This window comes from Pseudomonas paraeruginosa PA7 (assembly GCF_000017205.1).
Classification (GTDB): Bacteria; Pseudomonadota; Gammaproteobacteria; order Pseudomonadales; family Pseudomonadaceae; genus Pseudomonas; species Pseudomonas paraeruginosa.
Genome location: NC_009656.1, coordinates 3,749,303 through 3,761,756 on the forward strand (window position 1 = coordinate 3,749,303; position 12,454 = coordinate 3,761,756).

General features: G+C 68.1%; 14 protein-coding genes. 6 read left to right on the forward strand and 8 right to left on the reverse strand.

Features of this window, described 5'->3' with window-relative positions; translation table 11 throughout:
* Positions 1 to 43 precede the first annotated feature (43 nt).
* Complete coding sequence (locus PSPA7_RS17180; protein WP_012076247.1) at positions 44 to 517, forward strand: MarR family winged helix-turn-helix transcriptional regulator; 474 nt, start codon at positions 44 to 46, stop codon at positions 515 to 517.
* 22 nt (positions 518 to 539) lie between these two features.
* On the opposite strand, the gene PSPA7_RS17185 is transcribed toward PSPA7_RS17180, so the two are convergent.
* Positions 540 to 1,181 (reverse strand): hypothetical protein, encoded by a 642-nt coding sequence (locus PSPA7_RS17185; protein WP_012076248.1) that lies wholly within the window; start codon positions 1,179 to 1,181, stop codon positions 540 to 542.
* Positions 1,182 to 1,409: 228 nt separating this feature from the next.
* Between PSPA7_RS17185 and PSPA7_RS17190 the strand changes: the two genes are divergently transcribed.
* Positions 1,410 to 2,612, forward strand: a complete 1,203-nt coding sequence (locus PSPA7_RS17190; RefSeq protein ID WP_003155723.1) for a benzoate/H(+) symporter BenE family transporter — start codon at positions 1,410 to 1,412, stop codon at positions 2,610 to 2,612.
* Between the two features lie 6 nt (positions 2,613 to 2,618).
* Here the strand turns inward: PSPA7_RS17190 and PSPA7_RS17195 are convergent, their stop codons facing one another.
* Both PSPA7_RS17195 and PSPA7_RS17200 read right to left on the reverse strand, forming a co-directional pair.
* Positions 2,619 to 3,512: a bile acid:sodium symporter family protein gene (locus PSPA7_RS17195; RefSeq protein WP_012076250.1), complete on the reverse strand. Its 894-nt coding sequence runs from the start codon at positions 3,510 to 3,512 to the stop codon at positions 2,619 to 2,621.
* Between the two features lie 151 nt (positions 3,513 to 3,663).
* Positions 3,664 to 4,425: an SDR family oxidoreductase gene (locus PSPA7_RS17200; protein ID WP_012076251.1), complete on the reverse strand. Its 762-nt coding sequence runs from the start codon at positions 4,423 to 4,425 to the stop codon at positions 3,664 to 3,666.
* A gap of 250 nt (positions 4,426 to 4,675) precedes the next feature.
* On the opposite strand from PSPA7_RS17200, the gene PSPA7_RS17205 reads away from it, so the two are divergent.
* The 3 genes from PSPA7_RS17205 (at position 4,676) to PSPA7_RS17215 (ending at position 8,031) form a co-directional block, all read left to right on the forward strand.
* Complete coding sequence (locus tag PSPA7_RS17205; protein WP_003155720.1) at positions 4,676 to 5,680, forward strand: NADP-dependent oxidoreductase; 1,005 nt, start codon at positions 4,676 to 4,678, stop codon at positions 5,678 to 5,680.
* Positions 5,681 to 5,844: 164 nt separating this feature from the next.
* Positions 5,845 to 7,581, forward strand: a complete 1,737-nt coding sequence (locus tag PSPA7_RS17210; protein WP_012076252.1) for a SulP family inorganic anion transporter — start codon at positions 5,845 to 5,847, stop codon at positions 7,579 to 7,581.
* Positions 7,582 to 7,623: 42 nt separating this feature from the next.
* Complete coding sequence (locus tag PSPA7_RS17215) at positions 7,624 to 8,031, forward strand: DUF5086 family protein (RefSeq protein ID WP_003155718.1); 408 nt, start codon at positions 7,624 to 7,626, stop codon at positions 8,029 to 8,031.
* 6 nt (positions 8,032 to 8,037) lie between these two features.
* Here PSPA7_RS17215 and PSPA7_RS17220 read toward each other — a convergent pair whose 3' ends face one another.
* Together PSPA7_RS17220 and PSPA7_RS17225 are read right to left on the reverse strand one after the other, a co-directional pair.
* Positions 8,038 to 8,646, reverse strand: coding sequence for a flavin reductase family protein (locus PSPA7_RS17220; protein WP_012076253.1), 609 nt, complete (start codon positions 8,644 to 8,646; stop codon positions 8,038 to 8,040).
* A gap of 51 nt (positions 8,647 to 8,697) precedes the next feature.
* Positions 8,698 to 9,444 carry an acetoacetate decarboxylase gene (locus PSPA7_RS17225; RefSeq protein ID WP_012076254.1) on the reverse strand — a complete coding sequence of 249 codons (747 nt, stop codon included), beginning with the start codon at positions 9,442 to 9,444 and terminating at the stop codon, positions 8,698 to 8,700.
* A gap of 141 nt (positions 9,445 to 9,585) precedes the next feature.
* On the opposite strand from PSPA7_RS17225, the gene PSPA7_RS17230 reads away from it, so the two are divergent.
* Positions 9,586 to 9,933, forward strand: a complete 348-nt coding sequence (locus tag PSPA7_RS17230; RefSeq protein ID WP_003155714.1) for a GFA family protein — start codon at positions 9,586 to 9,588, stop codon at positions 9,931 to 9,933.
* Here PSPA7_RS17230 and mnmH read toward each other — a convergent pair.
* The 3 genes from mnmH to PSPA7_RS17245 form a co-directional block, all read right to left on the reverse strand.
* The gene (gene mnmH, locus PSPA7_RS17235) at positions 9,912 to 11,021 is read right to left on the reverse strand and encodes a tRNA 2-selenouridine(34) synthase MnmH (RefSeq protein WP_012076255.1); all 1,110 of its coding nucleotides are present in this window, start codon (positions 11,019 to 11,021) and stop codon (positions 9,912 to 9,914) included. The genes PSPA7_RS17230 and mnmH overlap by 22 nt on opposite strands.
* Positions 11,021 to 12,055 (reverse strand): selenide, water dikinase SelD, encoded by a 1,035-nt coding sequence (gene selD, locus PSPA7_RS17240; protein WP_003155711.1) that lies wholly within the window; start codon positions 12,053 to 12,055, stop codon positions 11,021 to 11,023. Before selD ends, mnmH begins: the two co-directional genes overlap by 1 nt.
* Positions 12,056 to 12,138: 83 nt before the next feature.
* Positions 12,139 to 12,417 carry a hypothetical protein gene (locus tag PSPA7_RS17245; protein ID WP_003097836.1) on the reverse strand — a complete coding sequence of 93 codons (279 nt, stop codon included), beginning with the start codon at positions 12,415 to 12,417 and terminating at the stop codon, positions 12,139 to 12,141.
* Between the last annotated feature and the right edge of the window lie 37 nt (positions 12,418 to 12,454).

The window sequence follows — 12,454 nt, forward strand, 5'->3', positions numbered from 1 at the left end:
ACTGTTTGACCGAAACTACGATGCCGCCCCCGGAAGCGTCAATATGCCTGACCTGAAAAACCACGCCGTCCAGCAGCAGGCCATGATGGAAGCCTTCTTCTTCGCCTACCAGGCATTCACCGCCAAGCCGGACGAGATGCTCGCCCGCCGCGGCCTGGGGCGCGTGCACCACCGCATCCTGTTCTTCATCGCCCGCCACCCGGGGCTCAGCGTGAAGGAATTGCTGGCCCTGCTCGGGGTGACCAAGCAGGCGCTGAACATTCCATTGCGCCAGTTGCTGGAGATGGACCTGATCAGCAGCGCCGCCGCCGACGAGGACAGGCGCAAGCGCCTGCTCGGCCTCACCGGCGAGGGCGTACGCCTGGAGAAAGCGCTGCGCCGGGAACAGTCGCGGCTGCTACAGCGCTGCCTGGAGGAAGCCGGTGGCGAAGCGGTTGCCGGCTGGCTGGCGGTCAATCGCACGCTGGCCCGGACGCATGCCGGCGTTCGCGGCGAGACGGCGGCGGACGCCGACTAGCGCCGAGCGACAAGGCCGGTCGTCACCCCCGCCCCTGCTCCAGCTCCCGCGCCGCGCGCCAGTAGGCCAGCGCCATGGCCACGGTGGCGGCCAGCAGTGGCAGCATCGCCAGCACCAGCAGCAGGACCGAAACCACCATCGCGCCACCGGCGATGTCCAGCCAGGCCATGATCCGCAGCGAGGGATAGAGGTTCTCCTGCTTGAGCAGGCGCAGGCCCAGCCAGAGGGTGGCGACGCCAAGCAGCGCGAGCAGTGCGAAGTACACCAGCGCCTGCCAGTGCCACTCCTGCAGCGCGTCGTCCGTCACTGCCAGCAGGCTCCAGGCTTCGCCCACCAGGGTCAGGAGGATCGACAGCCAGACCGGCCAGGCCAGCGAAGGGCCGCGGAAGCGTGACTCGACCAGATGCTTGAGCCGCAGCAGCAGGTAGGCGCCGAGCAGGCTGAGGAGCAGGCCGAGCCAGTCGGCGTAGGCGCCGAGCGCGGCACCGTCGCCGAACGCCTCGAGCAGGCTGAGCACCATCAGCACCACACCGCCGGCTATCGAGGCCAGGCACAGCCAGGCGAGGACCCGCAGTTGCGCAGCCGTCCAGCGCTGGCGAAAGCCGTCCGGCACGCCCTGCTCGACCAGCTCGACACGCGGAGTGGCGTAGGGGTTTGCATCCATGGCGAAGCTCCTCGGCAAATGCCGCGACGTTACCAGTTGCGTTCGCTTCCGGCAGCAGGGACTGTATGGCCAACTATGTCCGCGGCTGTACCGGGACAGCCCCGCCCCGGCTGTTTAGGCTGCGGAAACAGTAGAACGATGATCGGCACCCTGCGCTTCGCGTCACCCTCCTCCGTGGCCCCGCCCACCGCTGTGCCCGGTCATCCCCACTCCATGGAAGTGCCCGGCATGACCGAAACCACCCAGCCTCAGCCGCAGTCCCGCCTGCGTCCTTTCGCCGACTCTTCGCCCGCCGCCGTGGTGGCCGGCTTCGTCGCCATGCTCACCGGCTACACCAGTTCGCTGGTGCTGATGTTCCAGGCCGGGCAGAACGCCGGCCTGAGCAGTGCACAGATTTCCTCGTGGATCTGGGCGCTGTCGATCGGCATGGGCCTGGCGACCATCGGCCTGACCCTGCGCTACCGCGTGCCGATCGTGATCGCCTGGTCGACCCCCGGCGCTGCGCTGCTGATCAGCAGCCTGCCCGGCGTGCCCTACAGCGAGGCTATCGGTGCCTTCATCGTCTGCGCCGCGCTGATCACCCTGTGCGGTGTCACCGGCAGCTTCGAACGCCTGATGCGCCAGGTTCCCTCCTCGCTGGCCTCGGCGCTGCTGGCCGGGGTGCTGTTCCGCATCGGCATCGAGATCTGCAACGCCGCCGAGCAGCAGACCCTGCTGGTGCTGGCGATGTTCTTCAGCTACCTGCTGTGCAAGCGCGTCTCGCCGCGCTACGCGGTATTCGCCGCGCTGCTGGTCGGCGTGCTGCTGGCCGGGGCGCTGGGCCAGCTGGACTTCAGCCGGTTCCGCCTGGAACTGGCGGTGCCGGAGTGGACCACGCCGAGCTTCTCCCTGGCCGCCACCATCAGCATCGGCATCCCGCTGTTCATCGTCGCCATGGCCTCGCAGAACATGCCCGGCATCGCCGTGCTGCGCGCCGACGGCTACCAGGTACCCGCCTCGCCGCTGATCTCGAGCACCGGCATCGCCTCGATCCTGCTGGCACCGTTCGGCTCCCATGGCATCAACCTGGCGGCGATCAGCGCGGCGATCTGCACCGGCCCCTCGGCCCACGAGGACCCGCGCAAGCGCTACACGGCGGCACTCTGGTGCGGCTTCTTCAACTGCATCGCCGGGACCTTCGGCGCCACCCTGGCGGCGCTGTTCGCCGCTTTCCCCAAGGCGCTGGTGCTGTCCATCGCCGCCATCGCCCTGCTCGGCTCGATCATGAACGGCCTGGCCAATTCGATGGCCGACGAGCGCCAGCGCGAGGCCGCGCTGGTGACCTTCATGGTCACCGCCTCCGGCTTCACCCTGTTGTCCATCGGCTCGGCGTTCTGGGGCCTGGTGGCCGGCCTGCTGACCCAGTTCGTGCTCAACTGGCGGCGCGGCTGACGATCCTCAGTCCGGCGCCGCCACGGGCGCCGGAGCGGCCTTGTGACCGCGGCTGACCCACCAGCCGAAGGCCGCCGCGGTGAAGAACATCAGCACTCCGTAGATCGCCGGCGGAATCGCCATGGTGCTGTTGTTCAGCAGACTCGGACTCAGCGCCAGGGCGATCGCCAGGGTGCCGTTGTGGATCCCGATCTCCATGCCGATGGCCACCGCCTGGGCCTTCGGCAGGCGCAGCAGGCGCGGCACCCAGTAGCCCACCGCCAGGCTCAGCAGGTTGAAGGCCAGCGCGGCCAGCCCGACCACCGGCGCATAGGTAACGAAGGTCTGCCAGTCCTTGGCCAGCGCCAGCAGGATGATCACCAGCAACAACAGCGCGGAAAGGATCTTCACCGGCTTCTGCAGGCGCTCCGCCACGGCCGGCAGGCGGTTGCGCACCAGCATGCCGATGGCCACCGGGCCGAGGACGATGACGAACACCTGCACGACCTTGGCGAACTGCAGGGGAATCGCCTGTCCATCACCCATGAAGTATTGCAGCGAGAGGTTGACGATCAGCGGCATGGTGAGGATGGCGATCACCGAGTTCACCGCGGTCAGGGTGATGTTCAGCGCCACGTCGCCATGCGCCAGGTGGCTGTAGAGGTTGGCGGTAGTGCCGCCAGGCGAGGCCGCCAGCAGCATCATGCCGACCGCCAGGGCCGCCTCCAGGGCGAAGCCCTGGACGATCAGGAAGCAGGCCAGGGGCAGCAGGACGATCTGGCATACCAGGCCGACCAGCACCGGCTTCGGATAGCGCACAACGCGGATGAAGTCGGCCGGGGTCAGGGACAGTCCGAGGCCGAGCATGATGATGCCCAGGGCGATGGGAAGAAACAGCGTCAGGATGGGATCGGCGGTCATTATTGTTATTGCTCCGATGCGACGAAGGCGGGCTCAGGCCGCGGATTCTCGACCCAGGTTAGTCCCCCGGCAGTGGCCTGGCGCGCCAAACCGCGCGCCGACCTGTAACAGAATGCGAACGCCCCGCGACGAGGCATCCGAGGCGGACGGCTCAGATCGCCGTCGCGCCGCCGTCCACCGGCAAGGCGATGCCGGTGGTGAAGCCGGCGTTATCGCTGCACAGGTAGAGCACCGCGGCAGCGATCTCCTCGACCCGCCCGACCCGCCCCAACGGATGCATCGCGGCAGCGAACTCGGCCTTGCGCGGGTCGGCCTCGTAGGCGCGGCGGAACATGTCGGTGTCGATCACCGCCGGACACACGGCGTTGATGCGGATGCCCTTCTTCGCGTACTCGATCGCCGCCGACTTGGTCAGGCCGATCACCGCATGCTTGGAAGCCGCGTAGATGCTCATCTTCGGTGCCGCGCCGAGGCCGGCGACCGACGCGGTGTTGACGATCGCGCCGCCGCCCTGGGCCAGCATCAGCGGGATCTGGTGCTTCATGCACAGCCAGACGCCCTTCACGTTGACCCCCATGATGGCGTCGAACTCGGCCTCGCTGCCGTCGGCCAGCCTGCCCTGCTCGATCTCGATGCCGGCGTTGTTGAAGGCATAGTCGAGGCGACCGTAGGCAGCCACGCAGCCTTCGACCAGCGCCTTGACCTCGGCGTCGCGGGTGACGTCGCAGCGGATGAAAGCGGCCTCGCCGCCGGCCTGGCGGATAGTCGCCACCGTGGCTTCGCCGCCGACGCTATCCAGGTCGGCGACCACCACCTTGATCCCGGCGTCGGCGAAGGCCAGCGCGGTGGCGCGGCCGATGCCCGCGGCACCGCCGGTGACCAGGGCGACCTGGCCGGAAAGGAGTTTGCTCATCTACTGATCCTCGGGGAAAACGTCTCCCGCCAACCGCGGCGGGATCGAACCGGGCCAGTCTAGCCAGGGTCCAGGGCAGGCATAGCACTATCAGGCGATTGGAGGATGGCCCATCCAGGCCATTGATGACACCGCGCAACGCCAATCACCCTCATAGATGACCGGTCATTTCCACACCGCTCGGCGCTTGCCGCCGCCGTTGCCGGCGACTAACCCTAGGTATCCGTTTTCCATTCCACGAGTGCCTGCCATGCAAACCCAGATCAATCGGCAATACCAGTTGGCCCAGCGTCCCAGCGGACTGCCCGGCCGCGACACCTTCAGTTTCGTCGAGGCCCCGCTCGGCGAGCCGGGCGACGGCCAGATCCTGGTACGCAACGAGTATCTGTCGCTGGACCCGGCGATGCGCGGCTGGATGAACGATGCCCGCTCCTACATCCCGCCAGTGGCCATCGGCGAGGTGATGCGCGCGCTCGGCGTGGGCAAGGTGCTGGCCTCCAGGCACCCCGGCTTCAAGCCCGGCGACTACGTGAACGGCGCCCTCGGCGTGCAGGACTACTTCGTCGGCGAGCCGAAGGGCTTCTACCTGGTCGACCCGTCCCGCGCGCCGCTGCCGCGCTACCTCTCGGCGTTGGGCATGACCGGGATGACCGCCTATTTCGCCCTGCTCGACGTCGGCCAGCCGAGGAGCGGCGAGACCGTGGTGATCTCCGGCGCCGCCGGCGCGGTGGGCAGCGTCGCCGGGCAGATCGCCAGGCTCAAGGGCTGCCGGGTGGTGGGTATCGCCGGCGGCGCCGAGAAATGTCGCTTCCTGGTCGAGGAACTGGGCTTCGACGGCGCCATCGACTACAAGAACGAAGACCTCGCCGCCGGGCTCAAGCGCGAATGCCCGAAGGGCATCGATGTGTTCTTCGACAATGTCGGCGGTGAAATCCTCGACACGGTGCTCACCCGCATCGCCTTCAAGGCACGTATCGTCCTCTGCGGCGCGATCAGCCAGTACAACAACAAGGAAGCGGTGCGCGGCCCGGCCAACTACCTGTCGCTGCTGGTCAATCGCGCGCGCATGGAAGGCATGGTGGTGATGGACTATGCCCAGCGCTTCCCGGAAGGCCTGAAGGAGATGGCCACCTGGCTGGCGGAAGGCAAGCTGCAATCGCGCGAGGACATCGTCGAAGGCCTGGAGACCTTCCCCGAGACCCTGCTCAAGCTGTTCAGCGGGGAGAACTTCGGCAAGCTGGTGTTGAAGGTTTGAGAGCCGTCCGGCGGCGCCGGGAAACGGCGGATATCGTCCTGCGATATTCGCCCTGCGCCTCCTCCCCGGAAGCGGCTACGGCGAAAAAATAATGACTCCCGGCAATCCCGCCGCCGGGCCTTCGGGATAAGCTGCGGCATCCGCGCCTGCAAGGAAACGGCCGCATGCCACTCGCCCGCTGGGTCCCCGGACTCGACAGCCTGCTCCACTACCGCCGCGCCTGGTTCCGCCCGGATCTCCAGGCCGGCCTGTCGGTGGCGGCGATCCAGATCCCCACCGCCATCGCCTACGCCCAGATCGCCGGCTTCCCGCCCCAGGTGGGACTCTACGCGTGCATCCTGCCGATGCTGATCTACGCCCTGATCGGCAGTTCGCGGCAACTGATGGTCGGTCCCGACGCGGCCACCGCGGCGATGGTCGCCGCCGCCATCACTCCGCTGGCGGCGGGCGATCCCCAGCGCCTGGTGGACCTGTCGATGATCGTCGCGATCATGGTCGGGCTGTTCTCCATCGTCGCCGGCCTGGCCCGCGCCGGGTTCATCGCCAGCTTCCTCTCGCGACCGATCCTGGTCGGCTACCTCAACGGTATCGGTCTGAGCCTGCTGGTCGGCCAGCTGGGCAAGCTGTTCGGCTACGAGGCGGCCACCAGCGGCTTCGTAGCCGGCATCCTGGCGCTGCTGGAGAACCTGCTGCACCTCCACTGGCCGACGCTGATCGTCGGCAGCCTCTCGCTGGCGGTGATGGTGCTGCTGCCGCGGCGCTTCCCGCAGTTGCCCGGCGCGCTCTGCGGCGTGCTGCTGGCGACCGTGGCGTCAGCGGCGCTGGGGCTCGACCGTTTCGGCGTCGAGCTGCTCGGCGAAGTGCCGGCCGGACTGCCGCACCTGAGCTGGCCGCAGACCAACCTGGAAGAATTGAAAAGCCTGTTGCGCGATGCCACCGGCATCACCGTGGTCAGCTTCTGCAGCGCCATGCTCACCGCGCGCAGCTTCGCCGCGCGTCATGGCTACAGCGTCAATGCCAACCACGAATTCGTCGCCCTCGGCCTGGCCAATGTCGGCGCCGGGGTTTCCCAGGGCTTCGCCATCAGCGGCGCCGACTCGCGCACAGCGGTGAACGACATGGTCGGAGGCAAGACCCAACTGGTCGGCATCGTCGCCGCGCTGGTGATCGCCGCCACGCTATTGCTGCTGAACAGGCCGCTGGGCTGGGTGCCGATGCCGGCGCTCGGCGCGGTCCTGCTGCTGGCCGGCTGGGGACTGATCGACGTACAGGCGCTGAAGGGCTTCTGGAAGCTCAGCCGCTTCGAGTTCAGCCTGTGCCTGCTGACCACCGTCGGCGTGCTCAGCGTCGGCGTGCTGCCGGGCATCTTCGTCGCCGTCAGCATCGCCGTGCTGCGCCTGCTCTACTACACCTATCGTCCGAGCGATGCGGTACTCGGCTGGATGCACGGCGTCGACGGCCAGGTCGAGCTGGCCAAGTACCCGCAGGCCAGCACCCTTCCCGGCCTGGTCATCTACCGCTTCGACGCGCCGCTGCTGTTCTTCAACGCCGACTATTTCAAGCAGCGGCTGCTCGCCGTGCTGGAGCGCACCGAGCAGCCACGCGCGGTACTGCTCAACGCCGAGGCCATGACCAACCTGGACATCAGCGGCCTGACCACCCTCCACGAGGTACAGCAGATCCTCAAGGCCCAGGGCGTGCACCTGTCGCTGGCACGGGTCACCGGGCAGACCCTGGACCTCCTGCAACGCTCGAGCATGCTCGGCGAGATCAAGCCGCCGCTGGTGTTCAGCTCGGTGCGTTCGGGCGTCAGCGCCTACCGCTACTGGCTACGCCAGCAGGCCAAGCTCGCCGGCGCGACGGCACAGCCCCAAGGCGAAACGGTTTCACCGCCGGCGTGAAGCCGGCGATACTGTGCCCTCCCCGGAGAAAGGAGGTTCCCGATGCGTTTCCCGCCGATCCTGCTGCTGGCCCTCGGCCTGTCCGCCAGCGCCCAGGCCGACTGGAGCGGCCCGATCGAGCAGCCGCTCTGGTCGCTGCCGGCGGCCCCGGGCCTGTCGCGCTGGCTGATCGTGCACAACCTGTCGAGCGCGGCGGCCGACGGCCTGTACCACGTCGAGGTCCTGGAGCGCCGCCAGGGCCAGCAGCCCTGGCAGTTCCAGCGCCTGGCCGCGCACCTGGCGCTGACCGAACAGGCGCTGCGGGCGAGTATCGTGGCGCCGCTGAAGCGCGGCGGGGTGTATCCGGAAAGCTACCAGTTCGCCTATCGCGAATGGCAGCGGCGGCAGGCCGCGGGGCAGGCACCGGTGTGCCGCAGCACGGTCGCCGAGTGCCTGCCGACGGCCGAGTGACACCGTCTACCTGGGCCGGATCATGCTGAACGTGTCGCGGGTATAGCTGTAGAGGCTGCCGCCGAGGCGACCGACCAGGTCGAGCCGGGCGCTGTCCACGTGGCGCTCGTCGGCCAGCACCGCGTCGTCGACATGCGCCAGCAGCACGCGGGCGAAGATCATGTGGCAATTGGGGTTCTCCGCCGGATACGGCTTGATCTCCGCCACCTCGCACTCGAAGGCCACCGCCGCCGCGGCGATCCGCGGCGGCGCCACGCGCACGCTGGGCACGGTAGGGATGCCCACCGTCTCGATCTCGCTGATCCCGTGGGGCAACCAGGCGGCGGTGGTGTTCATGGTCTCGGCCTGGGCGGCGCCGACCAGATGGATCACCAGTTGCCCGGTGGCCTGGACATTGCGCAGGGTGTCCTTGAGGCTGCCATCGTCGCGCAGGCTGACGTTGACCATCAGGGTCGGCGGCTCGTCGCTGATCACCTGGAAGAAACTGAAAGGCGCCAGGTTGCTGACGCCCTCGGCGGACAGCGTCGAGACCCAGGCGATCGGCCGCGGGGTGACGGTGGAGGCCAGCCAGCGATAGGCCTCGGCAGGAGCGATGGTGGTGAAGTCCAGTTGCATGACGGGCTCGCGGGAATCGACGGAGGGGATGTCGATTATGCCCGAGCGCGCTCAGCCCGGAGGCGCCAGATAGTCGTAGACCAGGGCAGGCATCTCCAGGCTGAGATCGGCGACCAGGTGACTGGCGCCGAGCACTTCCAGCACCGGCAGGTCCGCCATCGGCGCCAGGGCATGCGCGAACAGCTGCAGGCGCGCCGGGCCGGTCCAGGCCTCGTGCAGCCGGATGTCGCTGATCCGGGTCCGCACCAGCTCGCAGATCCGCGGGCGGCTGTCGTAGCCACGCATGGTCTTGAGCATGAAGGTTTCCACACCGATCGCCGCCAGCGCCTCGTCCCTGGGCAACGGCCGGTGCTTGTAGCCCATGGTCGCGGTGGCGATGCGCAGGCTGCCATAGTCGATGCTCCCGACCAGGGTATCGGAGTCCACGTACAGGGCCGGCTTGCCGAGCTTCTTCGGGTAGGCGCTGGCCTCGCGCCCGGCGGCGATGGCCGGCAGGCTGTCGACATACATCGCATGCAGGTACTCGCCATGGCAGCCATCGAGGCTCACCCGGATCGCCTGGCCACCCTCGGCATAACGCCCCAGCCCGACGCTGTCGGGCATCAGCATGATCTCGAAGCGCACCAGCGCGCCGTCCAGTCGCAACGGTTCCGGGACCACCCGGCGCAGCGCCGCGGGATCGCTGCGGTAGTAGATGTTCAGGTATTCGCGGCGGAAGAAGCGGTACGGCCCGCCGGGATATGCGGCGCCGTCGCCCAGCGGGGTGGAAACGGCGCGCAGGACCTCTTCGATGTTCATCGTACATACCCTGTCGAGATGGACGCTGGAGTTCTAGTCCAGCGTCCGGCCGCCGGCAAGCACGCCTGTAGGGTTTCACAGGCCGGCGCGGGGGACGCCCACCGGCTAGAGTTGTAACCCTTCCCTATCGGAGACAACGCCATGAACCATCGAGGAAGCTGCCACTGCGGAACCATCGCCTACGAGGTCGAGGGCGATCCCGACCGGGTGATCCAGTGCAACTGTTCGCTGTGCCGCCGGCGCGGCTGGCTGCTGTGGTTCGTGCCGCGCGACCGGCTGGCGCTGAAGACCCCGGCCAGCGCCATGCGCACCTACAGCTTCAACAGCCACCGCCTGCAGCATCACTTCTGTCCCACCTGCGGCTGCGCGCCGTTCAGCGAAGGCATCGGCCCGGACGGCCAGGCCATGGCCGCGGTCAACGTGCGCTGCCTGGAGGGCGTCGACGCCGACGCGCTACCGCTGCAGCACTACGACGGCCGCAGCGCCTGACGCTGGCGCAGGTAGGCGATCACCTCGGCCTGGTTGCCGCGGAACTCGACGCGGTCTTCCTTGCTCTGCCGCTGGAAGGCGTACATCGGGTCGTAGTATTCCTTGAGCAGGCCCTCGATCCAGCCGCGGTGGGTCTCCACCGAGCCATCGCGGCCCTGCTCCTCCAGCGCCTGCACGAGGATCGCCGCCAGCCGCTGGTAGCGCTCGCCACCCAGGCGCTTGACGATGCCGGCGAGGCTCTTCTGCAGGTAGGCGGAGAAGACGGCGAAACCCTCTTCCGCACCGACCACGCGCTCGAACTCGCTGCGCAGGTCGATCACGTAGTCCTTGAGGATGCGCGCGACGCGCTGTTCGAAGCCGTCCTCCAGCCACACCAGCGGATAGCCCTGCATGCCCTGGTACAGCTCCAGCGGCAGCGAGCAGCTGCCGACGATCCGCCCCTCGTCCTCGAGGACGAACTGGCCGACGCCGCGATGGCGCTTCTTCAGGATGTCGATGGCCAGGCGGTTCTCGAAGTCGATCTGCGCCGGCTGCGGCGTGGCCCGCCGGCCGAAGCTGGAGCCGCGGTGGTTGGCGTGGCCTTCGAGGTCGAGGCTGTTGTCCAGCGCCGCGATCACCTCGGTCTTGCCGCAGCCGGTGAGACCGCCGACCAGCACGAAGTCGCATTCATCGACCGCCGCGCGGGTGGTTTCGAAAAGGAAGTTGCGCAGCGCCTTGTAGCCACCGATCACCCGCGGATAGTCGATGCCGGCGTCCTGCTTCAGCCACTGCTGGACGATCTGCGAGCGCAGGCCGCCGCGGAAGCAATACAGGTAACCGTTCGGATTGGCTTCGGCGAAGGCCTTCCAGGCCGCCAGCCGTTCGGCCTTGACCGCCCCGCAGACCAGCTCGTGGCCAAGGGCGATGGCGGCCTGCTGGCCGTGCTGCTTGTAGCTGGTACCGACCTTCTGCCGTTCGATGTCGTTCATCAGCGGCCGGTTGACCGTGTGGGGGAAGGCGCCCTTGTGGTACTCCACCGGGGCGCGCACGTCCATCAGGGGTGTGTCTTCGAGGAACAGTTCGCGGTAATGCTGGGTGTTGTCGCGCATCACACCACCTGTACCGCGAGACTCTGTCGCTCGACCAGCTCGCCGATCGGCGCCAGTTGCAGGCCGAGTTCCGCCGCCACGGCAAGGAACTCCGCCTCGCCCTCGGGAGCCACCGCCACCAGCAGGCCGCCACTGGTCTGCGGGTCGCAGAGCAGCAGCTTCTGCACCTCCGGCAGGGGCGCGATACGTTCGCCGTAGCTGTCGAAGTTGCGCAGGGTGCCGCCGGGCACGCAGCCCTGCTCCAGGTAGTACTCGGCGCTGGCCAGGCGCGGCACCGCGGCGTATTCGACGCGCGCGGTGAGCCTGCTGCCGTCGGCCATTTCCACCAGGTGGCCGAGCAGGCCGAACCCGGTGACATCGGTCATCGCCCTGACCCCGGCCAGGCGACCGAAGCGCGCGCCGGGCCTGTTCAGGGTGCACATCCAGTCACGTGCCACGCCGACGTCCTCGGCGCGCAGCCTGGCTTTCTTCTCGGCGGTGGTGAGGATGCCGATGCCCAGCGGCTTGGTCAGGTACAGCCGGCAGCCGGCCTCGGCGGTGTCGTTGCGCTTCATGAAGCGCTTTTCCACCATACCGGTCACGGCCAGGCCGAAGATCGGCTCGGGAGCATCGATGGAATGCCCGCCAGCCAGCGGAATGCCGGCCTCCTCGCAAACCCTGCGGCCACCGGCGATGACTTCGCGGGCGACTTCGGCGGCCAGCACGTTGACCGGCCAGCCGAGGATGGCGATGGCCATCAGCGGGTCGCCGCCCATGGCATAGATGTCGCTGATCGCGTTGGTCGCGGCGATCCGGCCGAAATCGAAGGGATCGTCGACGATCGGCATGAAGAAATCGGTGGTGGAAACCACCCCGCGCTCCTCGTCGATGGCGTAGACGGCCGCGTCGTCGCGCGAGGCGTTGCCGACCCAGAGCTTCGGATCGAGGTTCTGCGCGCCGCTGCCGGCGAGGATCACCTCCAGTACCTTGGGCGAAATCTTGCAGCCGCAGCCGGCGCCGTGGCTGTACTGGGTCAGGCGGATCGCCTCGCTCATCGGTGTACTCCCGTGGATGTCGGAAAAGTGCCCATTCTAGCAAAGCCGACGCCATCGCCAGCGGTCCGATCGCCGCGCCCGTCTCAACGCCCGGCGCGCGACTCGCGGATATAGAAGCGCGCCTTCTCGGCCTTGCTGGTACAGCCCTCGTAGGCCTCGAACTGCTGCTGGGTCTTGGCCCCGGTGAGCAGGGTCAGGGCCTTCGAGTAGCTGACGGTGCCGGCGAAGCCTTCGGCCTTGGCCAGGTCGAGCTCCTTCCAGGCCGCGTCCAGCTGGTCGGCGCAGTTTTCCCGGTAGGCGGTCTTGCCGGCGCAGCCGGCCAGGGTCAGGGCGAGGACGGGCAGAACGATCCAGGTTTTCATCGACAGGTCTCCGGACAGGGAACGGACCGGCGCGGCG